This is a genomic window from Streptomyces sp. NPDC058685 (assembly GCF_042714725.1).
Taxonomy (GTDB): domain Bacteria; phylum Actinomycetota; class Actinomycetes; order Streptomycetales; family Streptomycetaceae; genus Streptomyces.
Genome location: NZ_JBHXSL010000005.1, coordinates 105038 through 126683, shown reverse-complemented (window position 1 = coordinate 126683; position 21646 = coordinate 105038). Strand labels below are relative to the sequence as shown.

General features: G+C 68.1%; 21 protein-coding genes and 2 pseudogenes. 12 read left to right on the top strand and 11 right to left on the bottom strand.

Annotated elements, in window-relative coordinates; genetic code table 11:
- Positions 1-20 precede the first annotated feature (20 nt).
- Together ACFWU3_RS06445 and ACFWU3_RS06440 are read right to left on the bottom strand one after the other, a co-directional pair.
- Positions 21-524, bottom strand: a pseudogene (locus ACFWU3_RS06445) (GNAT family N-acetyltransferase); the annotation flags it as partial.
- Entirely contained in the window at positions 521-1648 is a 1128-nt protein-coding gene (locus ACFWU3_RS06440) for an LLM class flavin-dependent oxidoreductase (RefSeq protein ID WP_384432024.1), read from the bottom strand. The gene ACFWU3_RS06440 and the pseudogene ACFWU3_RS06445, both read right to left, overlap by 4 nt.
- Positions 1649-2333: 685 nt before the next feature.
- Between ACFWU3_RS06440 and ACFWU3_RS06435 the strand changes: the two genes are divergently transcribed.
- Positions 2334-3392 (top strand): amino acid ABC transporter permease, encoded by a 1059-nt coding sequence (locus ACFWU3_RS06435; RefSeq protein WP_384432021.1) that lies wholly within the window; start codon positions 2334-2336, stop codon positions 3390-3392.
- Between the two features lie 142 nt (positions 3393-3534).
- Here the strand turns inward: ACFWU3_RS06435 and ACFWU3_RS06430 are convergent, their stop codons facing one another.
- Both ACFWU3_RS06430 and ACFWU3_RS06425 read right to left on the bottom strand, forming a co-directional pair.
- Entirely contained in the window at positions 3535-3732 is a 198-nt protein-coding gene (locus tag ACFWU3_RS06430; protein WP_384432018.1) for a hypothetical protein, read from the bottom strand.
- The gene (locus ACFWU3_RS06425; RefSeq protein WP_384432015.1) at positions 3729-3911 is read right to left on the bottom strand and encodes a hypothetical protein; all 183 of its coding nucleotides are present in this window, start codon (positions 3909-3911) and stop codon (positions 3729-3731) included. Before ACFWU3_RS06425 ends, ACFWU3_RS06430 begins: the two co-directional genes overlap by 4 nt.
- Before the next feature lie 129 nt (positions 3912-4040).
- Between ACFWU3_RS06425 and ACFWU3_RS06420 the strand changes: the two genes are divergently transcribed.
- Together ACFWU3_RS06420 and ACFWU3_RS06415 are read left to right on the top strand one after the other, a co-directional pair.
- Positions 4041-4361, top strand: coding sequence for a GYD domain-containing protein (locus tag ACFWU3_RS06420; RefSeq protein ID WP_384432012.1), 321 nt, complete (start codon positions 4041-4043; stop codon positions 4359-4361).
- Positions 4362-5272: 911 nt separating this feature from the next.
- Positions 5273-5761: a peroxiredoxin gene (locus ACFWU3_RS06415; protein WP_384432009.1), complete on the top strand. Its 489-nt coding sequence runs from the start codon at positions 5273-5275 to the stop codon at positions 5759-5761.
- Between the two features lie 42 nt (positions 5762-5803).
- Here ACFWU3_RS06415 and ACFWU3_RS06410 read toward each other — a convergent pair whose 3' ends face one another.
- Positions 5804-7036, bottom strand: a complete 1233-nt coding sequence (locus ACFWU3_RS06410) for a PP2C family protein-serine/threonine phosphatase (RefSeq protein WP_384432006.1) — start codon at positions 7034-7036, stop codon at positions 5804-5806.
- Between the two features lie 208 nt (positions 7037-7244).
- On the opposite strand from ACFWU3_RS06410, the pseudogene ACFWU3_RS06405 reads away from it, so the two are divergent.
- The 3 genes and pseudogenes from ACFWU3_RS06405 (at position 7245) to ACFWU3_RS06395 (ending at position 9046) form a co-directional block, all read left to right on the top strand.
- Positions 7245-7796 (top strand): annotated as a pseudogene (locus tag ACFWU3_RS06405) (pyridoxamine 5'-phosphate oxidase family protein).
- 108 nt (positions 7797-7904) lie between these two features.
- Positions 7905-8486, top strand: coding sequence for a sugar O-acetyltransferase (locus ACFWU3_RS06400; protein ID WP_384432003.1), 582 nt, complete (start codon positions 7905-7907; stop codon positions 8484-8486).
- A gap of 14 nt (positions 8487-8500) precedes the next feature.
- Positions 8501-9046, top strand: a complete 546-nt coding sequence (locus ACFWU3_RS06395) for a TetR/AcrR family transcriptional regulator (RefSeq protein ID WP_384432000.1) — start codon at positions 8501-8503, stop codon at positions 9044-9046.
- A 272-nt stretch (positions 9047-9318) separates the two neighbouring features.
- Here the strand turns inward: ACFWU3_RS06395 and ACFWU3_RS06390 are convergent, their stop codons facing one another.
- A complete protein-coding gene (locus tag ACFWU3_RS06390) occupies positions 9319-10014 on the bottom strand; it encodes a type 1 glutamine amidotransferase domain-containing protein (protein WP_384431997.1) in 696 nt (231 codons plus the stop codon).
- Between the two features lie 389 nt (positions 10015-10403).
- Between ACFWU3_RS06390 and ACFWU3_RS06385 the strand changes: the two genes are divergently transcribed.
- Positions 10404-12374, top strand: coding sequence for a potassium transporter Kup (locus ACFWU3_RS06385; RefSeq protein ID WP_384431994.1), 1971 nt, complete (start codon positions 10404-10406; stop codon positions 12372-12374).
- A 133-nt stretch (positions 12375-12507) separates the two neighbouring features.
- Here the strand turns inward: ACFWU3_RS06385 and ACFWU3_RS06380 are convergent, their stop codons facing one another.
- The 3 genes from ACFWU3_RS06380 to ACFWU3_RS06370 all read right to left on the bottom strand — a co-directional run bounded on the left by ACFWU3_RS06380 (position 12508) and on the right by ACFWU3_RS06370 (position 15133).
- Positions 12508-12990, bottom strand: coding sequence for a hypothetical protein (locus tag ACFWU3_RS06380; protein WP_384431991.1), 483 nt, complete (start codon positions 12988-12990; stop codon positions 12508-12510).
- Between the two features lie 262 nt (positions 12991-13252).
- On the bottom strand, positions 13253-13735 hold the full coding sequence (locus ACFWU3_RS06375) for a VOC family protein (RefSeq protein WP_384431989.1): 483 nt from the start codon (positions 13733-13735) through the stop codon (positions 13253-13255).
- 384 nt (positions 13736-14119) lie between these two features.
- Positions 14120-15133: an NADP-dependent oxidoreductase gene (locus ACFWU3_RS06370; protein ID WP_384431987.1), complete on the bottom strand. Its 1014-nt coding sequence runs from the start codon at positions 15131-15133 to the stop codon at positions 14120-14122.
- Positions 15134-15244: 111 nt separating this feature from the next.
- Between ACFWU3_RS06370 and ACFWU3_RS06365 the strand changes: the two genes are divergently transcribed.
- A complete protein-coding gene (locus ACFWU3_RS06365; RefSeq protein WP_384431984.1) occupies positions 15245-15802 on the top strand; it encodes a TetR/AcrR family transcriptional regulator in 558 nt (185 codons plus the stop codon).
- A gap of 136 nt (positions 15803-15938) precedes the next feature.
- Here ACFWU3_RS06365 and ACFWU3_RS06360 read toward each other — a convergent pair whose 3' ends face one another.
- The gene (locus tag ACFWU3_RS06360) at positions 15939-17330 is read right to left on the bottom strand and encodes a PLP-dependent aminotransferase family protein (RefSeq protein WP_384431981.1); all 1392 of its coding nucleotides are present in this window, start codon (positions 17328-17330) and stop codon (positions 15939-15941) included.
- Between the two features lie 130 nt (positions 17331-17460).
- Here ACFWU3_RS06360 and ACFWU3_RS06355 point away from each other — a divergent pair, with 130 nt between their 5' ends.
- The gene (locus ACFWU3_RS06355; protein WP_384431978.1) at positions 17461-18102 is read left to right on the top strand and encodes a YitT family protein; all 642 of its coding nucleotides are present in this window, start codon (positions 17461-17463) and stop codon (positions 18100-18102) included.
- Positions 18099-18764, top strand: coding sequence for a helix-turn-helix domain-containing protein (locus ACFWU3_RS06350; RefSeq protein ID WP_384431975.1), 666 nt, complete (start codon positions 18099-18101; stop codon positions 18762-18764). The genes ACFWU3_RS06355 and ACFWU3_RS06350 overlap by 4 nt, the downstream gene beginning before the upstream one ends.
- Here the strand turns inward: ACFWU3_RS06350 and ACFWU3_RS06345 are convergent.
- Positions 18761-19420, bottom strand: coding sequence for a TetR/AcrR family transcriptional regulator (locus ACFWU3_RS06345; RefSeq protein ID WP_384431972.1), 660 nt, complete (start codon positions 19418-19420; stop codon positions 18761-18763). The two genes, ACFWU3_RS06350 and ACFWU3_RS06345, sit on opposite strands and share 4 nt — an antisense overlap.
- A gap of 185 nt (positions 19421-19605) precedes the next feature.
- Between ACFWU3_RS06345 and ACFWU3_RS06340 the strand changes: the two genes are divergently transcribed.
- Both ACFWU3_RS06340 and ACFWU3_RS06335 read left to right on the top strand, forming a co-directional pair.
- Positions 19606-20724, top strand: coding sequence for a serine hydrolase domain-containing protein (locus ACFWU3_RS06340; protein WP_384431969.1), 1119 nt, complete (start codon positions 19606-19608; stop codon positions 20722-20724).
- Positions 20725-20831: 107 nt separating this feature from the next.
- Complete coding sequence (locus ACFWU3_RS06335; protein ID WP_384431966.1) at positions 20832-21410, top strand: GNAT family N-acetyltransferase; 579 nt, start codon at positions 20832-20834, stop codon at positions 21408-21410.
- The last annotated feature ends 236 nt before the right edge of the window (positions 21411-21646 follow it).

Genomic DNA, 21646 nt, shown 5'->3' with positions numbered 1-21646 from the left:
TCGCCCGCGCCGAGGCGCGTCCGGGAGGCGCCGAGGTGCTTTTCGAAGGGGAGCGGGCCGATGGTCTCCGGGTCGGCCTGCGTGTCGAACAGTGGTGTGTAGCCGGCGGCCAGGTAGAGGCCGCGGGCCTCGGGCTGGCGTGGCCCGGTGGTCAGATGGATGCGCCGGTAGCCGCGTTCGCCCGCCTCGCGCTCCAACTCGGCGACGACTCTGCGGGCCAGGCCCCGCCGGCGGTGGGCCGAGTGTGTCCACATCCGCTTCAGCTCGGCCGTCGTCCGGTCGTAGCGGCGGAAGGCACCGCCCGCGACGGGCTCCCCGTGTTCCAGGAGCAGGAGAAAGACGCCGCCGTGCGCAGGGGTGAACTCCTCATCGGGGTACCGGGCGAGTTCGGTGTGGGCGTCACGGCCGTAGCGGGCGCTGTACTCGTCGCCGAGTTCGCGCAGCAGGGGTTCGACGCGCGGGTCGGAGAGCGGGACGCGGATGGTCGTGAGCCCGGGGAGGGGCGTGGGGGCGGCGGAGGTCATTCACCCACCGCCGCGAGGGTCTGCGGACCGCGTGCCGCACGCTCGGCGTCGCGTTTGGCGACCTCCTCGCGGACGATGGGGATCACGTGTCGGCCGAAGTCGATGGCATCGCCGAGCAGGTCGTAGCCGCGTGCGGAGAGGATGTCGACGCCGAGGTCGTAGTAGTCGAGGAGTGCCGCGGCGACGGTTTCCGGGGTGCCGACGAGAGCGTTGGAGTTGCCCGCGCCGCCGGTCGCCGCAGCGGTGGGGGTCCACAGCGCACGGTCGTAGCGTTCACCCGCCTCGGCGATGGCGATCAGCCGCTGAGAGCCGGTGTTCTCAGGGGCTTGGCTGCGGTGGTGGCGTACGAGGCCGCTCTCGCGTCGCTGCCTGATCGCTGTGACGGTGCGATGGGCCTTCTCCCAGGCCAGCTCCTCGGTCGGGGCGATGATCGGGCGGAACGCGACCTGGATGCGCGGTACTTCGGCGCGGCCCGCTGCCTTCGCGGCCGCCTTCACCGCCTCGATCTGCTCGGCGGTCTTCTCCAGCGGCTCGCCCCAGAGGCAGTAGATGTCGGCCTCGGCGCCTCCGGCCGCGTGAGCGGCGGGTGAGGATCCGCCGAACGAGACGTTCGGGCGCGGCTGCTGGACGGGGAAGACGTCGCTGACGAAGTCGTGGAAGCGGTAGTGCTCGCCCTCGTGGTCGAAGGGTTCGTGGGTGGTCCAGATCTTCTTGACGATGCGGATGTACTCGCGGGTGCGGGCGTAACGCTCGTCCTTGGTGAGTGTGTCGCCCTCGCGGCCCTGTTCGTGGTCGTTGCCGCCGGTGATGAAGTGGACCGCCAGCCTGCCCTCGCTGATCCGGTCGAGAGTGGCGAAGGTCTTGGCGGCGAAGGTGGGATACGAGACGTTGGGCCGGTGGGCGAGCAGGATCTGGAGGCGGTCCAGTCTGCCGGCGATGTACGCGGCTGCGGGGGCGGGGTCCGGGGACCCGGAGCCGTAGGCGAACAGCACCCGGTCCCAGCCGTGGTCCTCGTGAGCGCGGGCCAGCCGGAGTGTGTACTCGTTGTCGAAGGCGGCGCCGGAGCGCGCGGTGGTTTCGGAGCCGTCATTGGTGGCGGCTATGCCGAGGAATTCCACGGGCATGGATGTGGCCTTTCGAAGGGGTGGCGATCGCGCGGGGACGCGGCCGGAGCCGAACGGCGCGTGACGGCAGCACGCATGAGGGATCGTCAGAGAAGCTGGTGAAACGTGTCAGGGGGACTGCCACCGACAACTACGGGCGTGACGACGCCGGCGTCGGGAAGGGCAGGGGGTGAAGGCAGCGTGTGTCCGGGCTCGCGGCACCGTGTCCGGACACGGACCGACGTCCGTGCGGAACGGTGGAGCGAAGAGCAACTCGGCCCGCGACGGGGGTCACCGAGGGAGGGAAGGGCCGGTCAGACAGCCCGCTGCCGAGTCAGCCGCAACACGCCGCGGACCACACCCGACCGAAGTCGATGTGGACGCGCGAGACCAAGCGCTGCTGGGCGTTCATGCGACCAATTGAGCAGTACGGCATGCTCCTCGTCAAGGAGCGGACCGGATGCCGGACGCTCTCGGCCGCTGGTTTCACACGTGGTTGACACAGCCGCACCACAGACACATACGATCGAAGCGGATCGGCCCCGCCGTGCGCGGAAGCCCGTCCGGCCGCGTTGAGGGACGCGGCGAGCGTGACGACACGGCCCCCCGGCCGCTCCGAACCAGAACGGCGCCTGCGGTGCCGCCCTGCGTGCGCGACCGGGTGGACACATCCACGCCCGCGTTCCCTCTCCAGGAGAGTCTCCTGATGGTCATGCCTTTCGATGTCACGCACCCCACCGCGGCAACCGATGCCGGTTCCGCCTCCGGCGAGAAGAGCCGGGAGGCGCCTGGCCCGTCCGGGCCGGATCCGGGCACGGATGCCGGTCCGGACCTCCTGCCGATCGTGCCGCGCAGGCACATGGGCCGCCTGCTGGCCGCCGCGGTGGCGCTGCTGGTCTTCCTCGCGGTGGTGAGTTCCGTCGTCCGCAACGACGCCTTCCAATGGGACGTCGTCCTGCGGTACTTCACCACGTCCGCCGTGCTCGACGGCCTGCTGCTGACACTGTGGCCGACCGCCGTGGTGATGGTGCTCGGCTTCGTGCTCGGCACCGCACTGGCCGTGATGCGGCTGTCGGCCAACCCGGTTCTCCGTACGCTGAGTTGGGGCTATGTGTGGATCTTCCGGTCCACACCTCTGCTGGTGCAGTTGCTCTTCTGGTTCAACATCGGCGCCCTGTATCCGACGCTCGGGCTCGGCATCCCGTACGGACCGCAACTCGTCACCGTCCAGACGGTGAATCTGCTCGGCCCTGCCCTCACCGCCGTCATCGGGCTGACGCTGCACGAGGCCGCCTACGCCGCCGAGGTGGTGCGCGGCGGCATCCTCTCCGTGGAGTCCGGTCAGACCGAGGCCGCGCAGGCGCTCGGGCTGACCAGGCGCCGCACGCTGCGCCGGATCGTCATCCCCCAGGCGATGCGCTCCATCGTGCCGACCGCCGGGAACATGCTGATCGGCACGCTCAAGGGCACCAGCATCGTGAGCGTACTGGCGGTGCACGACCTGCTCTACTCGACCCAGTTGATCTACAACCAGACGTACCAGGTCATCCCGCTGCTGATGGTGGCCACCCTCTGGTACGTCACGGTCACCACGGTGCTGAGCGCGGGCCAGTACTACGTGGAGCGCTATTACGCGCGCGGCACGTCCAGTGTCCTGCCGCCCACACCGCCGCAACGGGTGCGCATCCAGCTGGCGGCCCTGCGTGCCCGGCTGTACGCGCTGACAGCGCGCGACGCGGTGTCAGCGTCGAGGGGCGGCGGGTGAGCCCCGCGTCTGCCACCCGCTCTGCCCGTCGTCGACGCGGACCGCGTGCCACGGAGCCATCGCACGCGCGGCACGTTCGGGTGGGTGGCCGGGCCGGACGCGTACGCCCTGCGAGGGTGGTTCGGGTAGCGCGATGAGGGTGTCAGTTCCACGTGTAGCCGTCGCCGAAGAGGAGGGTGTGCTCCAGGACGTCCTCCAGGGGGTCGTCGATCTGGCCGGTGTTGATCAAGGCGACGACGGGGGCGTTGTGGGAGTCGCGGTGGGTCTCGTCGGCTGCCACGGTCCCGGCGGAGGCGAGGCAGAGAGCGGCAGCGAGGGCACCGACGATGATCTTGTTCATGTCGGCATCAACGACGAACTCGCCCACCGGTTGCGCGGATCGTGGAAGCCAACCGGCTCGGGAAGGCACTTCTTGTCGACGGCGAGCCGCGGCACGCACAGCGCAGCTCGCGCCCACTCGCGGATATCGCCACAGATGACGGCGATGTCGAGCAGTGCTTGGTCGGCGGCCTTGGCCATCCGAGGAGCTCGGGTTCCAACGAGTGAATCCACCCCGACCGCGGGTAGCTGCTGACGCGATAGCGGGAAGGCCACTGCACACGGGAAGGCCATTGCACACCTGACAAGCGACGGGCAGGAAGCATCCCCATGCCGAAGTTTCTCATCCAGGCCACGTACACGCCCGAGGGCACCAAAGGGCTGCTCAGGGAGGGCGCGAGCGGTCGCCGCGCCGCCGTCGACCAGGTCGTCACCGGACTCGGCGGGCAGGTCGAAGCGATGTACTTCGCCTTCGGGGAGGACGACATCGTGCTCATCGTCGACTTCCCCGACCCGGTCTCCATGGCCGCGGTCAGCCTCACCGTCAAGGCCAGCGGAGCTCTCCACACCCGGGCGACCCCGCTGCTCACCCTCGACGAGATCGATGAGGCCGCCCGGCGCCAGGTCGCCTTTCGCGCCCCTGGCGCCTGAACCTTCGGAGGGCGTGGCGCGGGAGGGACGCGGCTACAGGTCCGGGGGATCAGTCGGGTACCGGGTCCGTCGATCAAGCGGTTCAGGAGCCGGGTGAGGGTGCCGAACGAATGCGCCATGAATGTCGTGGCCGGATTGAGCGATCCAGCAGGTCATCGGCTCCGAATTACCTATATGGAGTAATCCCGAACGTCGCCTCCCGTCGGCGTGGGATGCATGCACCGCATCTCTCGCCGCGGCTGACGTCATGAGGGAATCTCTGACCGGTGGCCGGCCGGCAAACGCTCACTCGGGCAGCGAAGCCCGACGGTACCCAACCCGCGAGTAGACCCGGGGCCCGGGCATCGGCTCGGACTTTCCCGTGGCGAGCGGCTTCATGGCTTGAGCCGTGCCTCAGCCGTGCAGGACCGTGCACGGCTGAGGTGCGGCTCAACGCTGTCCGGCATCGGTTCGGACACCCACGCAGCCTCGCAACAGGGGCACCTTTTCGGGGTACCTGTCACGTCGTTCGTGTGCCGGCCCTTCCTGGCCGGGGTGCGCTGCTGTCGCGACCGGCGTGCGCTGCTGTCGCGAAGCGCCGGACTCGCCGCTCCTGGGTTCCCTTCAGCCGGATGACGCACCCATCCGTTCGCCGTCCGGTTCCGAATGATCCCTGTGAGGACGACCAGGACGACCATCGGGCCGACGCGGACCTGCCGCGGTGTGTGCCCTGCTGTCCGTGGTGCGCATCCTGCGTCCACACCGGCGGCAGTGGGCTCGCCGGTCCGGTCGCGTGCGGAGCGGCGTTCGACACAGCCCGGCCCACGACGCGTTACCGGAGGCGACACAGCAGTAGAGCCCCCCGCCGAACAGAACGCGTTCCGCGATGTGGTTCCAGCAATGGCTACCGACACACAAAGGAGTGGACCATCGTGTCTCCTGCGATAGGCGATCCTGTCGAGACCTTCACCCTGCCGGGCGGCGTCCTCGTAGGAGACGCGTTCATGCGGCAGGACTTCTCCCTGTCGCGCCGGCGGGAGCAGCCGCTCGTCCTGGCTTTCTACCCCGCGGACGACAGTGGTGTGTCCACGCGGCAGCTGTGTTCCTACTCCAGCGGCCTCGAGGAGTTCATCGACCGTGGGGCCCAGGTGTGGGCGATCAGCCCCCAGAGCGTCGACAGCCATGAGGAGTTCGCGAGGAAACACGGCCTGCGGATGCCACTGTTGTCCGACGTCGGCCGAACCGTGGCCCGGGCGTTCGGCGTCGCTGCCCCGTGGATCGGGCTCCGACGGTCCGTCTTCCTCATCGAGCCCGACACCACCCTCAACTGGAAGCATGTCTCTCTGCTCGGAACGTCCTTTCAGGAAAGGCGCACCATCACACGGCACCTCACAGAACTGAACAGTGCCTGGGCGGCGTGAGACAGGAGAGCCGGCCGCGCATCCGAGGTCCGCTGATTCCGGTCAGAGACGCACGACGATCAAGGCGGTGTCATCGGTGAGGCCGGCCGGGGGGATCAGGTCGGCCAAGAGGGCGTCGCTGAGGCTGTCCGGGTCGGCGGTGCGGTGACGGGCGAGGGAGTCGGCAAGGCGCTGGAGTCCGGTGCTGATGTCTTCCCGGCGGCGTTCGACGAGGCCGTCGGTGTAGAGGACGAGGACGGAACCGTCGGCGAACGCGGCCTGCGCCTGGGGCCTGGGGACGTGTTCGGGGCGGGCTCCGAGCGGGGGGTCGGTGGCCCGGTCGAGGAAGGTGACGGTGCCCGCGGGGTCGCACAGTGCGGGAGGAGGGTGGCCGGCGCTGCTGTAGGTGAGGGTGCGGCCGTTCCAGTCGATGTAGACGGATGCGGCGGTCGTGGATTCGGCGCCGTCGACGTATCGGGCGTACAGGCCGAGGACCTCCAGGGCCTCGGCCGGGCCACCGGCGACGCGGGATGCTGCGGACAGGGCGCTGCGGAGCTGACCCATGACCCCGGCGGCCCGCAGGCCATGGCCGACGACGTCTCCGACGGCGACGGCCGTGCGGCCGGTCTCGGGCAGGTCGACGAGGTCGTACCAGTCACCGCACACGTTCAGGGCCCCGGTGGCGGGCTGGTACCGGACGGCCGCTCGGTGGTGGCCGAGTGGACGCGGCGCCGGCAGCATCGCCTGCTGGAGGTGGAGGGCGACCTCGCGCTCGCGGGCATGGGCCTGGCGTAGACGTTTGTTGACCTCCTGCAGCTCCCGGGCGCGGGTGTACAGCTCGGCTTCGAGGACCTGGGCGCGGTCCCCGCCACCGCGGTTACCGCGAGCCTTGATGAGTTCGGTGACCTCCTCGACCCGGTGCACGAGCAGCGTCACGGTGCCGTCCGGGGCGAGGACGGGGACGTTGACCGGGCTCCAGTACCGCTCCTGCCATACGCCGGCCTGCTCGGGGTCCGCCACGTCGTAGCGCTGCACGGCCATGGTGTCGCGCTCACCGGTGGCCGCTACGCGTCGCAGCGAGGCGTGCAGATTGCGGACACCGGTGGCGCCCGGGTCGCTGGGGTTGTCGGGGAAGACGTCGAACACGTAGCGGCCGACGAGCTGCTCCCGGGTGCGACCCGACATGAGGAGGTACGCCTCGTTGACGTCCGCGTACACCAGGTGCGGCGTCAGCAGTGCGACCGCGCCCGGCAGGGCCTGGAAAACGGCCTGGAAGTCGATGACGGGTCCGTTCACGATCCACCTGCCCGCACGCCCGGCCAAACTGTCCGATCTCGGCTTCCCACGATGCCACGCCCTGCGTGCTGCGGGGTGATGAGATGCGCCGGTGTGGTCCGTTTGGCCCCCTGCCGGACCTGGTCGGACCACTGCCGGAACCCGGACCTGGGCGCCGCGCGGGCGGGTTGCTTAGCCTTCGTCACAGGACGAGGGAAAGGAGTTCCGCATGACGCCGAAGCAGCCGAAGACCGAGCTCGACGCCCGCTACAGTTCCGCACTCAACCCGCGCCCCGGGGCGGAGAACGTCACGGCCACCGACTGGGGTGAGGCCGAGCGCCGGCTCAGGGCCGCAGAAATCTTCTGGATCACGACGGTCCGGCCGGACGGCCGGTTGCACGTCACGCCGCTCATCGCCGCCTGGCATGACGGGGCACTGCACTTCAGCACCGGGCCGGGTGAGCAGAAGGCGAAGAACCTGGCCGGCAATGCGCATTGCGCACTCACCACAGGGCACAACTCATTCTCCGAAGGTCTCGACATCGTGGTCGAGGGCACGGCGGGGCGGGTGACGGATCCGGCGCGGCAGGACGAGGTCATCGCCGCGTTCGAGGCGTAGTACGGGGACCGCGTCACCTCGCCGGAGGGGACCTTCTACGGCTTCGGCGACAGCATCCGCACCGGCAATGACCTGCTGTTCGCGGTGACACCCGGCACGGCGTACAGCTTCGGGCACGACGGCCAGGTGTTCAGCCACACCCGCTTCACGTTCCAGATGTGATGATCACCAGCGTGTTCCGGAAGTCGCCGCATGGCCCGCGGGGTGCCGTTCCGGCCTTCTGGGACACCAGAGTGTACGAACGTACCTTCCGAGCGTACCATCGTACGCATGACGGCGGACCACTTTGCTGATGACCCGCGCACCCAGCTGGAGCGGATGCTCGCGGGTGATCTCTACGTCGCCGATGATCCCGACATCGCCGGCAGGCAGCAGCGCGCCATGCGGCTCGCCGCGCGCTACCAGGCCACGTTTCTGGATGACCCGGCCGCCGCCCGGCCGCTCCTCGACGAGCTGCTCGGCTTCGCGGGCGAGGAGATCGAGGTGCGGCCGCCGCTCCACGTGGACTACGGCAGCAACATCTCCATCGGGGCCCGGACCTTCGTCAACTACAACCTCACCGCACTGGACGTGGCGGCGATCACCATCGGCGAGGACTGCCAGATCGGCCCGGGCGTTCAACTCCTCACCCCCACCCACCCCCTGGAGCCGCAGCCCCGGCGCGACAAGCTGGAGGCCGCGCTCCCCATCGCTGTCGGAAACAACGTCTGGCTCGGGGGAGGGGTCATCGTCTGCCCCGGTGTGAGCATCGGCGACAACAGCGTCATCGGCGCCGGATCGGTCGTCACCAAGGACATCCCCGCGAACGTCGTCGCCGTCGGCAGCCCTGCCCGGCCGGTCCGAGATCTCTGAAGGCGCCTGCTCCGATGGCCACCGGACACACCGACCCGCAGCGCCGCGAGCGCATCCTCGCCGCCACCCTCGACCACATCATCGATGAAGGCGTCGCCGGCGTCTCCCACCGGAAGATCGCCGCGCGCGCCGGGGTGCCACTGGGCTCGATGACCTACCACTTCAAAGGCATCGACCAACTGCTCCACGAAGCCTTCACCCACTTCACCGACCACGTAGCCGCCATCTTCGAGCAGCGCCTCAACGGGGCTCACAGCGCCGAGCAGGCGCGCGAAGCGGTCACCGATCTCATCCATGAACTCTCCGACGGACCGCGGCGGGACCTGATCCTCACCCACGAGCTCTACGCCCTCGCGGCCCGGCACCCTGAGTACCGGGAGCTGACGCGGAAGTGGATGATCCGCAGCCGACAACCGCTGGCACGCCACTTCGGCGCCGAAACGGCCCGCCAGCTCGACGCACTCATCGAGGGACTCGCCCTCCATCGCGCCCTCGACACCGCACCGCACGACCGACAGCTCACGAGGGAAGCCATCAGGCGCATCACCACCCGTGCCTAGGCGCGGTCGGGGAACAGCCCGCGGGGCCCCGACCCGACCCCGTGTCACCGCCGGCTTGCAGTGGCACGGCACCGGCCGCGGCGTCGCGCAGCCGCGAACTACCCCGGAATCCCTCACCTTTGCCGCGCGCGGGGGAGGCCGCAACGCGTCATGGGGTCGATCGCCGGTCGGGGAAGTCCTCGAAGTGCCCGTCGTAGCGGTCCTGTTCGTGGAGGAGCGAAGCGAAAGGAGAGTCGGGTGGTGGACGCGAATGTGCGGGTCCAGCCGTGTCTTCAGGCGAGGATCTTCAGCATCCGCTCCGCCAGGACCGCTGCGGAGTGCGGGTTCTGCCCCGTGACCAGGTTGCGGTCCTCCACCATGTACGGCTCCCAGATCGGTCCGCGGCTGTACTGGACGCCGACCTTGTCCTTCAGCTCTGTCTCCAGAAGCCACGGCGCCCTGGAAGCCAGTCCGACGCCCTCTTCCTCTTCATTGGTGAAGCCAGTGACCTTGTAGCCCTTGAAGGGCGACAGGCCGTGGATCCTGGTGGACAGCAGTGCGGCGGGAGCGTGGCACACGATGAAGAGAGGGTCGCCCGAGGCGAGCTGCGCTGTGAGCAGCCGGCCGGCGTCCGCGTCGAAGGCGAGGTCCGACATCGGGCCATGACCGCCCGGCAGGTAGACCGCGTCGTAGTCCTCGAGGCGTACGTCCGACAGTTTGATCGGGCGACGCATCACCTCGGCGTCGCGAATGATGGCCTCCAGGTCCAGAGCCCCCTGCTCACCGCCCGCCATGGACGGGCGCAGACTCATCATGTCGACGTTCGGGGTCGTTCCTCCCGGTGTCGCGACCACGACCTCGTGGCCGGCGTCCGTGACAGCCTTGTACGGGTTGGCGAACTCCTCGGCCCAGTAGCCGGTCGCGTACCGTGTGCCGTCCTTGAGCACCCAGTACGTCGCTCCGCTCACGATGAACAAGATCTTCGCCATCACACATGCGCCTCCACTCGATCATCCTTTTGTGACGAATGCATCCATTTAGCCTAAGGGTGTGCTGGACCAGGCGCATGTGGTCCGCGCGGGGACGCTGCGTGTCGCGCCGGGGAGGGGAGCAGCGCTGGGGCTGGTGATCAACTGCGCTACCCGATCGACTCGGGGCTGCCGTTCGCGCGGCGATCGGCCTCGACGCTACCCCTGGGGAGTCCTTACCGATGGCCGGCCAATGGCAGCGGCACAAGGGGATCGTGGCCCGTGGCGAGCGGGCCGACGCCGACCGTGGTGACGAGGTGGCGGCCCTACCGGCGGCCGGGTCATGAGATCGGTATCGTCCGCTCCGATGACCGTTTGCAGCTCGGCGGTCCGCACGAGGAGGAGCGCCCATGGCCGATCGTCGGCAGGGAACCGCGTCGGATGACGGATCCACGTCGCGCGAGCCGGAGGCTCGTCGGGCGAGCAGCCGTGACACAGTGCGCCTGGCGGTGGTCGTAGGTGCTCTCGGAGTGGTCTTCGGTGACATCGGGACCAGTCCGATCTACACCCTCCAGACGGTGTTCAACCCGAGCGACCCGCACCCCGTCCCGGTCACCACCGACAACGTGTACGGCGTGGTGTCACTCGTGTTCTGGTCAGTGATGATCATCGTTACGGTCACCTATGTGTTGCTGGCGATGCGCGCCGACAACGACGGGGAGGGCGGCATCATGGCGCTGATCACCCTGTTGCGACGGTGGAGTTCGCAGCGTGGGCGTCGTGCCGCCGTCGTACTGGCCGCCCTGGGCATCTTCGGCGCGTCGCTGTTCTTCGGCGACAGCATGATCACCCCGGCGATCTCGGTGCTGTCCGCGGTCGAAGGGCTCAAGGTCGTCGAGCCGTCGCTGGAAGGTGCGATCGTGCCCATCACCGCGGTGATCATCGTGCTTCTGTTCCTGGTGCAGCGCAGAGGAACCGCAGCGGTGGGCAGGGTGTTCGGACCGGTCATGATCACATGGTTCGCGGCCATCGGCGCGTGCGGCGTCGTCGGAATCGCCGACCACCCGGACATCCTCAAGGCGCTGTCGCCCACGTACGCGTTGGGCTTCCTGTTCGGTCATTGGGGTACGGCCTTCTTCGCCCTGGCCGCGATCGTGCTGGCGGTCACCGGCGCCGAAGCGCTCTACGCGGACATGGGGCACTTCGGCCGCCGGGCGATCACCCGAGGCTGGCTGTTCCTCGTCCTTCCCGCCTGCGTCCTGAGCTACATGGGCCAAGGCGCGTTGATCCTCGGCGATCCGGACAACATCAGCAGCCCGTTCTTCCTCCTCGTGCCCGGTTGGGGACGCTGGCCGATGGTCCTCCTGGCGACGGGGGCGACCGTCATCGCCTCTCAGGCAGTGATCACCGGCGCGTACTCGGTCGCCTCCCAGGCGGCCCAGCTGGGCTATCTGCCGAGGCTGCGCATCGCGCACACATCCGAGTCCACCATCGGTCAGATCTACGTCCCCTGGATCAACTGGCTGCTGATGGTCTCGGTCCTCACCCTGGTTTTCGCCTTCCGCAGCTCCGCGTCACTGGCCTACGCGTTCGGTATGGCGGTCACCGGCACCATCACCATCACGACCCTGCTGTTCTTCTACGTCGCCCGCGCCAAGTGGGGAACGCCCCGATGGCTGCTCGCCATCGGCGCGGGAACGCTCCTCTTCGTGGACCTGCTGTTCGTGGCCGCCAATATGACGAAGCTCGTCCACGGCGCGTGGCTGCCGCTGCTGATCGGCCTCACCGCGTTCACCGTCATGACGACCTGGCAACGCGGCCGCGAGCTCGTGACCGCGGAACGAGCACGCGAGGAAGGCCCACTGCCCGAGTTCATCGACCGTCTCCGCTCGGGACAGGAGCCGACAGTCCGCGCACCGGGCACCGCTGTCTTCCTCAACCGGGGCAAGGAGACCGCACCTCTGGCGCTGCGGGCCAACGTCGAGCACAACCATGTACGCCACGACCAGGTCGTCATCCTGTCCATCAAGACCGAGCCCGTGCCCCGCGTTCCCGATGGCCGGCGCATCGTCGTCGACGACCTCGGATACGCCGACGACGGGATCATCCACGTCACTGCCCGGTTCGGCTACATGGAGACGCCGGACGTGCCCGGCACGCTGGCCCTGCTCGACCCGGACGAAACCGAAGGGCCGCTGGAAATCGACCGGGCGTCCTACTTCCTGTCGAAGATCGAACTCCGGCGCGGAAAGGCACCGACGATGGCGCCCTGGCGCAAGCGGCTGTTCATCGCCACTTCCTACATCGCCGCTGACGCCGCCGAGTACTTCAGCCTGCCCCGCGATCGCACGGTCATCATGGGTTCGCACATCGAGGTGTAGACGCACGGACGCCGGACGCACGGAGACAACGCGCATGACCCCCCACCCGCCGGCACGCAGTCGAGTACGCGCGCGAGGGCGGGCCGGAACTCCGGCGCTCATTCCTCGACGGCGTCATGGCCGGGCTCCGGCATCAGTAGCGGTGGCCCGCTGCCTCCAGCCTTTCCATGACGCCGACGGTGACCACCGCGAAGAGAACGTGCGGGATGATGTCAGATACCCAGTCCACGGGTGCCCAGGTGCGGGGATCGGTGATTCCCAGAAGAATGATCGGCGCATTCGTGGCCGTGAGGGCAAAGAGGGAGGCGAAGGCGTAGCGGGAAGCCTTCGTCCGTGGCCAACCAGCAGCCTGCGCCGCTGACAGCGCCACTCCCATACCCATTCCCACGGCGTATCCGGTCAGGGGGGCGAGGCCGGCGACCCGATTCTCCTGGGTCTGATCGTCCCCGGGGATTCGAGTACGGAGCTTCGCAGCAAGGGCGCGCACGGTGATCTCAGGCGTATCGCTGATGGGTCGGCCCCGAAGCGCGATGTCGGCGTAACCTGCGATATTCAGTGCGGTCGTACCGGCTAGTCCCGCGACGGCGCCGTGAAGCAGCGGCCGTACAACTCTCATGATGGGCTGGCCTCCTGCTGAGAAGTCAATCTCAAGTCGGTGACGTTTACCCCGAGGCCGAATGTCAAGAATCCCGTCTTCGTGGATGCTCCCCACTGGGTGACGGCGGGACCATCGGCAGGAGCGTCCGCAGCGCCCTCGCGTGGGCGTGCGAAATGCCGTACGACCGCTGGGGGATGCAGAGCGGAACCGTCCCGCCTCGGCCGCCGACTCATCTCACGCAGGTGATCGCCGGGGCGTGCACTCTTCAGTGTCGCGGACGTCATCGTCCAGGCTGGCGCTCTCGGACCTCTTGAAGCAACCACCCATTGCCGTCCGGGTCGCTGAACGTTGCGTACGAGTGGTAACTGAGACTATGGGGGTCAGGGCCGTCCACCTGTTCCTGAGCGCCGGTGTCGTAGACACGGTGAAAGATCTCGCTGACTTCGACGCCCTGACCGATCATCCGGGCACGGGTTCGCTCGAGGTCTTTGACGACGAGATAGGTGCCCTGGGTGGAGCCTGCGGCCGCAGAGGTGACTCCGCGGCCGAACTGGATCGAGCACCCCGACCCCTGAGGCGTCAGTTGAACGATCCGGAATTCCGGACCCGCCTCGAAGTCCGCATCGAGCCTCCACCCCATGCCCTGGTAGAAGCTCAGTGCGCGATCGACGTCAGCCACCGGGATCATGACGGCCTCGATGTTCATGGCCATGGTCAGCTCTTCATCGACTGCCTTCGCGCCGTCCTGTTGCGCGGTGCCCATGACGACCTCCTCTGCCGCTTTCCCCCCGACTGGAACATGGCCGCTGGATGCCGCATCTGGCAGAACGATGTCAGTGCCAGGGGATGCGCAGTTGGTTGATGACGCCTCTCGGCGCCCGCTCCTCCGGCTCCTTGGACGCGAGTGCCGGCCTCGACGCCATGCTCGCGGAACGTGATCTCCAGCCTACGCTCGCGGCCCCTGAACTGCTCGCTCACCAGCTGACCTGACAGGGCAGCCGCTTGATCATTTGCGGCGGGGTGACCCGTAGGCGGCGGTGAGGCTCCTACGGGTGCCCCGGATCGGACAGGAAGGGCTGGTGGATGCACGGGCTGAACCGGGGACGCATGCGCCGTGGGCGTCAGGAAAGAGATCGTCCGGGAGCCCTCAGGTGACCGTGAGGACGACCTTGCCCCGGATGTGCCCCCGGGCGATGCGCTCGTGCGCTGCCTGGGCCTCCGCGAGCGGGAAGGTGCTGTCGATCGCGACGCGAATCCGTCCCGCGTCGACGAGGCCCGCCAGTTCGGCGAGCTGAGCGCCGCTCGAGCGGACCGTCACGGCCGTGACCGTGACACCCAGCTTCGCGTTCTCCTCCTCGTCGAACTGGCCGAAGTACACCGGGTAGAGGGACCCGCCGCGCTTGAGGGTGCGCAGGAAGCGCCTGCTGTCGGGACCGCCGACGGTGTCCAGGACCAGGTCGATGTCACGGACGGCTTCCTCGGGCCGCTCCTTGGTGTAGTCGATGAACTCGTCGGCGCCGAGCTCGCGCAGGAAGGTCTCGTGGGCGCCGGAGGCCACGGCGATGACGCGGGCCCCCTTCCACTTGGCCAGCTGGAGGGCGAGGTGCCCCACGCCACCCGCCGCGCCGTTGATGAGCACCGTGCTCTCGCTGCCGAGGGCCACCGGGCGGTGCTGGGCCTCCTGGAACGGCGAGGGGTGATCGTGTCCGAGTTCGATCAGGAACTGCCACGCCGTCAAACCCGACATGACCAGGCCGGCGGCGTGTACGTGGTCGATGCCGGCCGGCTTGCGGGCGAGGTCGGACGCGGGCGCGGTGACGTACTCGGCGTACGCACTGCTCTGGAGAACGGTGGGGAAGCGCAGAAGGCCGATCACCTCGTCTCCGACCGAGAAGCTGTTGACATCGGCGGCGACGGCTTCCACAACGCCTGAGACATCGGTCCCGGGAATCAGGGGGAGCTGGAACGAGGGCCTGAGCTCGGGGGGAATGTCGGGCATTCCCTCGCGCGCGTACCGGTCAGGAGGGTTGATGCCGACCGCGTGCACGCGCACGAGTACCTCACCCGGCGCCGGCTCGGGAACCGGAACCTCCTCCTGTCGCAGCACCTCAGGGCCGCCGAACTCGTGCAGCCGGATCGCTTTCATGGTCCGCTTCGGCATCGGTCTCTTTCCTGCTTCGCTCGCGGGGTAGACTAAGTGAATCAATGGTCCGTTTTTCCGGACCACTGATCCGAATATATGGACCACTGATCCGGAAGTCAAGGGGGGCAGATGCGGGCCGACGCCAGGAAGAACCGCGATCACCTGCTCGCAGTAGCGGGCACCGCCATCACCGAGCAGGGCGTCGAGGTGTCACTTCGCGACATCGCGCGCAGGGCCGATGTCGGGCTCGCGACGCTGCTGCGCCACTTCCCGACGCGCGAGGCGCTGCTCGACGCCCTGCTCCGTACGAGCTTCGACGCACTGACGGCGAAGGCCGGCGCGTTCGAGACCTCGAGCTCGCCCGAGGACGCACTCGTCTCCTGGCTCCGCGACTGTGTCGCATGGACAACCGAGTACCGGGGCGTGACCGTGCTGATGGCGGCCGCCATCGAGGACACCGAATCCGCACTCCACGCTTCGTGCGTCACCTTGCGCGCCGCCGGCGCGCGGCTCCTTGCCCGCGCTCAGGCCGCGGGCGCCGCGCGCAGCGATATCGACGGCACCGACTTGTTTGCGCTGGTGGCCATGCTCGCTTGGCTCGGCGATCAGCCTGCCCTCGCACCTCGCGCCGATCGCCTCTTCGAGGTGGTCGCGAGCGCGGTCCTGACGAGTCCGGGAAGCAGCTGAGGTCGAGAGAGGGCGGGCACCCTGCGCCGTTGCGGCGAGCCCGACCGTGCGTACGTCCACCGTTTCACCGCGACGGTCCCTGCGCGCACTCCTGAGCCGGCCGGCCGGCTGTTGCGGGTCATGACGTTGTCGACGCTCATGCGATGGGTGCGGGGGTGTGAGTTCCGGTAGCGCCGTGGACGAGTGCCTGTTTTGCCTGTGCGAGTCTGCGGATTGCCTGGGCCAGTTGACTCGAAGGGAGCGTGTACGGCAGTCGGATGTTGCGTTCGAACGCGCCGCCGACCCCGAATCGTGGTCCGGCCGCGATTGCCACTCCGTGGTCAGGCGCCATGGCTGCAAGCCGCGAGCTGATGGGCTCGGAGAATGTTGCCCATAGCGTCACACCGCCGGCTGGTTGCAGGGCGTGGACGTCCGGTAGGTACTCGGTGAGTGCTTGCCGCAGGGCGTCACGTTGCGATCTGAGTTGCTGGAGCGTGTCGGACCGCTGGGTCTGGTGCTCGTTCAGGAGGACGGCTGTGGCCAGCTGTTCGACGATGGGGGTGCCGAGGTCTGTGGTGGGACGGGCTTGTTCGACGCGTTCCAGGAGAGAGGGCACCGCGCGAATCCAACCTGTGCGTAGGCCGCCCCAGACGCTCTTGGACACTGAGCCGATACTGATGGCTGCCGGCATGTACATCGCGAGGGGTTCCGGGCTCGGAACGTCCAGAGCCAGATCGGTCATGGTCTCGTCGACGACTGTGGGACACGTGAGCCTGAGCTGTTGGCGCACGCTCGTGGGCATGCACATTCCGGTCGGGTTGTGAAAGTCAGGTATCAGGTAGGCAAGGTTCGCGGCTCGCCCTGCTGCTTGGAGTTGCTCAGTGTCCCAGCCGGAAGATGTCACGGCGACGGGCAGAAGACGGGCGCGCGCTGCAGTAAATGTCGTGATCGCGTGTGGATAGGTCGGATGGTCGAAGAGGACTTTGTCGCGTGGTGACAGGAGTATGCGCGCCAGAAGCGCTAGCGCGTGCTGTGCGCCGTTGGTGATCAGGATGTGATCGGGCAGGGTGGGCAATCCTCGCCGTTGATACCACTGGGCGACTGCTTCGCGCAGTTCCGCGGTGCCGTATCGGTCGTAGCCGTGCCGCTCGAAATGTCGTGGTAGCTGTTCGAGAGCCTTCGCGAACGCAGCGTGGAGGATTTCGACGGGCGCAGTCGGCGCGGCAAAGGACAGGTCGATGGTCTCTGCGTCCGTGCCGACCGGGTGATCGGGCGTGGTGTCATCAGGCAGCCGTACCGTGGCCCTGGTACGCGCCTGTGTGGCGAGGTATCCGTGCTCGACCAGCGTGCGGAATGCGGTACCGACTGTGGTTCTGCTGGTGCCGAGGGCGACAGCGAGGTCACGCTCACTCGGCAGTGCCGCACCAAGGGGGAGGCGTCCATCCAGGATGAGCAGACGCAGCCTGTCGGAGAGACCTTGATGCGCTGGCCCCGGCCCCTCCTGCCAGGTTCCCAACATCCGCGCTACCGCGTGCGAGCTGATTTTCACCAAACCAGCATAGTCAATCTGGCTATGGAATCCAGGTCCAGACAGCCCGGAGACTCGCCATATGGCACCTCCTGCTTCCACGGCACACACCTCCGTCCCGGCTCGTCACGAGCCGCCCGTGATACCGCGCATGAACGCATTCGCCCAGGTTCGGGCAGCCCGGAAGGCGCGTCGGATCCCCCAGCTCCTGTTCGGCTTGGTGGGGTACGGGGCCGCCGTGATGTTGCTCGTCCAGTCCGGGCTTGGCGCGGCCAGCTGGAACGTGCTCACAGAGGGCACTGCCAAGTCTCTTGGTATTTCGTTCGGTTGGGCGACAAACCTGATCTCGGTGCTTGTGCTTCTTGCATGGATTCCCCTGCGAGAACTGCCTGGGCTCGGCACGCTCCTCAACGTTGCGATCGTCGGGTTCGCCGCCGATGCCACCGCGACTGTGCTCCCCGACCCACATGGGCCACTCGCTGAGATCGGGTACCTCGCCCTCGGCCTTGTCGCACTGGCATTCTTTGACGCGCTCTACCTCGGCGCGCAGTTCGGGTCGGGGCCACGCGACGGCATCATGACCGGACTCGTTCGGCTCACCCACCTACCTATCGCCATGGTCCGCACCGGCATCGAAGTCGCCATCGCCGTCGCCGGCTGGCTTTTGGGTGGAACCGTCGGGGTCGGAACCGTGCTGATCGCACTGTGCATGGGGCCTCTCGTCGGCTGCCTTCTGCCGCTGGTAGCGGTTCGCCTTCCCGCGGCTTCTGCACACACCCGGCACAGCCGATGATCGTGAATAGGCCGCTACTTCATTGGAACGCCCCGCCTTCTGTTGAAGGCCGACGCCGTCTGGTCGAACGCTGCAAGTCGCGCCCGATCGCTCACGTGGCCGCGGAGATGGGGATCTCAAGAGCGTGTGTGTCGAAGTGGGTAAACCGGTACCGCCGCTACGGCGAACTCGGACTGCACGACCGGTCCTCCGCCCCTCGCCGCCGGCCGACAGCCACACCGGACGAGGTAGTGGGGCAAATAGAGCAGCTACGCCGGCAACACATGTGGTCCGCGGCGCGAATCACCTTCAAACTCGCGGCCCAGGGCACCCGGATCAGTCGCCGGACCATTGCGCGACATCTGGAACAGCTCGGACTGAGCCGCCGTCGGTTCATCGATCCGGACGGGGACTCCAACCGCACTGCGCAGCAGATCATCGCCCACCGCCCGGGTCACATGGTGCACATCGACGTCAAGAAGGCCGGCCGCATCGATACGACCGAATCCTCGCCGAGGAATTCCTCGACGCCCCGAGCCGGCGGTCCGAGCAACAACTCAGATGCGCTCCGCGTCTGGAACATCCACGACAACTACCACCGCCCACACGGGGCGGCTGGAGACCGGCCACCGGCAGTCCGCCTGCCCCTGACCGTCACCAACGTCCTGTCCTCATACAGCTAGCGAGCAGAGACTGCCGCCTCGATGTGGGCGAGTTGAGCCGCGAGGATCTCTTCGAACGCGGCCTGGCGGTCCGCCCCGAGTGGGCGGACCTCGCGGGCGAAGTGGGCGAGAGCGGGGAAGCGTGCGGGGTCGGCGCCGAGTACCGCGACGCGGAACAGCTCCTGGCCCTGCTCGTACTCTTCGGGGGTGATCGTGCTGACCCCGGCCTCTGAGGCGATCAGCGCGGCGATGAGGACGGCGATGCGGTGGTACCGCGCTGGAATCTCCTCGTCGGGCAGTCCGGATGCCCGCAGGGCTTGCAGCACCTCTTCCATGATCAGTCGTGATCCGGTGCCGCTCGACGCGTAGCGGCCCCAGACCGCTGCGAGCTGGGGCTGCTGACCGAAGGCCTCTCTCACGCGCAGGGCCAGAGCCGTGATGCGCTGTTTCCAGTCGCCCTCGGGGCGGTAGCCGTCCATGGCGGCCAGGAGGATCCGGTCGGCGACCGCGCGCAGCAGTTCGGTCTTGCTGCGGAAGTGCCGGTAGAGGCTGGAGGAATCGGTCCCGAGCACCGTGCCGAGCTTGCGCACGCTGAACGACTCCGCGTCGCTCGTGCGCAGCAACTCCGTAGCCGCTTCCAGGATCTCTTCGGTCGTCCAGCGCCTTCGGCCTGCCATTTCGCTCCTCTCGCAGGGTCTCAGCCTAGCCTATGCACTTGGTGTTGCACGCACCGCGTGCATAATGGAGGCATGTGCGGAGAGACCCGACAGCAGGCGGGTCCGCATGCCGGTCGTGCCCTGCCCGGCACCGGGCCGCGCGGTCGACGTGGAGCTCACTCCGGGAACTCGAAAGGACTCACGCCGTGACGAACACGCTGGATCCCGCAGAACTGAACGCCGCCTTGGAGAACGTCCACCGCGCCGGCATGCCCGGCCTGTTCGCCGAGGTGCGCGACGGCGACACGACCTGGCGCGGCGCCGCGGGGGTCGCCGATGTCGACACCGGTCGGCCCGTCACCGCCGACATGCGACACCGGGTCGGCAGCATCACCAAGACCTTCACCGCCGCCGCCGTTCTGCAGCAGGTGGAGCGCGGTCGGATCGGTCTCGACACGCCGATCGGCCAGTACCTGCCGAGCTCGGTTCCCGGAGAGCGCGGTGACGCGATCACGGTCCGCATGCTGATCAACCACACCAGCGGCCTCGCGGAGTACCTCCCGTACGCCTACCCCTCCCTCAAGGCGTTCCCCGTTCTCGCGGACACCGGACCCCAGAGCATGGACGACAACCGGCTCACGCGGTTTCAGGCCACCGAACTGATCGAGATGGGTGTCACCGCACCGGCCGTCGGAATTCCGGGCGGCACTCCGGGGGTGTACTCCAACACCAACTACCTGCTGCTCGGCGAGCTTCTGGAACAGGTGACCGGCACAACGGCCGAGCGGTACATCACCCGTGACGTCATCGAGCGCGCCGGGCTCCGCGACACCGAGTTCCCCGCCGATCCATACGTCAAGGGGTCACACTCGCGCATCTACGAGGCGTGGTTCGGCATGATCGACCCGCCCCGCGACTACAGCGTCCACGACATGTCATGGGTGGGTCCGGCGGCCTCGCTGATATCGACCGTCGCGGACCTCAACCGCTTCTTCACCCTGCTGCTTGCCGGTGAGATCGTCAGCCTGTCGTCGCTGGAGGAGATGCAGCGCACAGTCCCGGTCATCTCCCAAGAGGGAAAGGTCATCGACTACGGCCTCGGTCTGCACCCGATGGACGCTCCCGGTCAGACCACCTTCTGGGGCCACGGCGGCACGGTCTGGGGTGCTGGAGCGCTGTCCATGGCGAGCGCCGACGGCAAGCGGCAGATGTCCGTCGCGGTGAACCTGCAGAGATGGAACAGGCTCGACTCCTCCGGCCGGCCGCAACCCCATCCCATCGACGACGCCCTTGCGGCGCTCCATCACATGGCGATGTACGGCTGACACGCGGAGTCGCCCAGGTTCGTTCGGCATGCCGCTTCGGGTGTCTGAGCTTCGTGTTGAAGATCGCCTACGGATCAACTCGCATAGGTGTGCGCTAGGTTGCCGCCATGACTGGACTCGGATCCGTCGCCTGGCCGACTGCGCCGATAAGGACCGAACGCCTCGTGCTCCGCGAGTCCGAGGCGTTCGACCGTGCGGCGTTCATCGAGCTGTTCGCTTCGTCGGACGTCGGCACCTACGTCGGTGGACCTCAACCGCGCCATGACCTCGAACGCGCGATGCCCGAGGTGCCCGGACGGCGCCCCGGCCATTTCGTCGTGGATCTCTACGGAGCAATGATCGGCATGGTCACGCTCGACCGGCGTGATGCCGAGCGACCGGGGCACGTCCGCCCGGATGCCGAAGAGGCCGAGCTCGGGTACATGTTCCTGCCGGAGGCGTGGGGACGCGGGTATGCCGCAGAGGCGTGCTCAGCGGCGCTCGACTGGCTCGCCGATGCACTCCCCGGCGAGCCGGTGGTGCTCTGCACCCAGACCGCCAACGACCGTGCGATGCGCCTCGCGGCGAAGCTGGGCTTCACCGAGGTGGAGCGGTTCGAGGAGTACGGCGCCGAACAGTGGTTCGGCGTGTGGTCCGGTTCCGGAACGCACCTGTCCACGCGCCGCCCGTCGGATACGGAGAGTTGAACCACTCAAGGGGAACGGGGCAGCGGTCCAACAGCCGGCCCGTGGCGCAGGTAGAGCAGTGCCGCCGCCCATTGCCTCGCGCCGCTGTTGGACTCGAGGCCGCACGACCGGGAACACCCCGGCCTGTCGGGTGAGCCGAGCCCGCGCACCCCCCAAGCCCCCCCCCACACGGACCGGCCGGTGGCCGCCACAGTGACACGCCAGGCGCCCACCGCCAAACCCCCGGCGCGACCCGA

Excerpts from the sequence above, each read along its gene's own strand:
- ACFWU3_RS06385 (WP_384431994.1), top strand. The coding sequence starts at position 10,404 with ATGGCCGATCGTCGGCAGGGAACCGCGTCGGATGACGGATCCACGTCG.
- ACFWU3_RS06375 (WP_384431989.1), bottom strand. The coding sequence starts at position 13,735 with ATGGGCACCGCGCAACAGGACGGCGCGAAGGCAGTCGATGAAGAGCTG.
- ACFWU3_RS06430 (WP_384432018.1), bottom strand. The coding sequence starts at position 3,732 with ATGAACAAGATCATCGTCGGTGCCCTCGCTGCCGCTCTCTGCCTCGCC.
- ACFWU3_RS06335 (WP_384431966.1), top strand. The coding sequence starts at position 20,832 with ATGACTGGACTCGGATCCGTCGCCTGGCCGACTGCGCCGATAAGGACC.
- ACFWU3_RS06395 (WP_384432000.1), top strand. The coding sequence starts at position 8,501 with ATGGCCACCGGACACACCGACCCGCAGCGCCGCGAGCGCATCCTCGCC.
- ACFWU3_RS06380 (WP_384431991.1), bottom strand. The coding sequence starts at position 12,990 with ATGAGAGTTGTACGGCCGCTGCTTCACGGCGCCGTCGCGGGACTAGCC.
- ACFWU3_RS06435 (WP_384432021.1), top strand. The coding sequence starts at position 2,334 with ATGGTCATGCCTTTCGATGTCACGCACCCCACCGCGGCAACCGATGCC.
- ACFWU3_RS06355 (WP_384431978.1), top strand. The coding sequence starts at position 17,461 with ATGAACGCATTCGCCCAGGTTCGGGCAGCCCGGAAGGCGCGTCGGATC.
- ACFWU3_RS06420 (WP_384432012.1), top strand. The coding sequence starts at position 4,041 with ATGCCGAAGTTTCTCATCCAGGCCACGTACACGCCCGAGGGCACCAAA.
- ACFWU3_RS06370 (WP_384431987.1), bottom strand. The coding sequence starts at position 15,133 with ATGCCGAAGCGGACCATGAAAGCGATCCGGCTGCACGAGTTCGGCGGC.
- ACFWU3_RS06390 (WP_384431997.1), bottom strand. The coding sequence starts at position 10,014 with ATGGCGAAGATCTTGTTCATCGTGAGCGGAGCGACGTACTGGGTGCTC.
- ACFWU3_RS06365 (WP_384431984.1), top strand. The coding sequence starts at position 15,245 with ATGCGGGCCGACGCCAGGAAGAACCGCGATCACCTGCTCGCAGTAGCG.
- ACFWU3_RS06350 (WP_384431975.1), top strand. The coding sequence starts at position 18,099 with ATGATCGTGAATAGGCCGCTACTTCATTGGAACGCCCCGCCTTCTGTT.
- ACFWU3_RS06425 (WP_384432015.1), bottom strand. The coding sequence starts at position 3,911 with ATGGCCAAGGCCGCCGACCAAGCACTGCTCGACATCGCCGTCATCTGT.
- ACFWU3_RS06345 (WP_384431972.1), bottom strand. The coding sequence starts at position 19,420 with ATGGCAGGCCGAAGGCGCTGGACGACCGAAGAGATCCTGGAAGCGGCT.
- ACFWU3_RS06400 (WP_384432003.1), top strand. The coding sequence starts at position 7,905 with ATGACGGCGGACCACTTTGCTGATGACCCGCGCACCCAGCTGGAGCGG.
- ACFWU3_RS06440 (WP_384432024.1), bottom strand. The coding sequence starts at position 1,648 with ATGCCCGTGGAATTCCTCGGCATAGCCGCCACCAATGACGGCTCCGAA.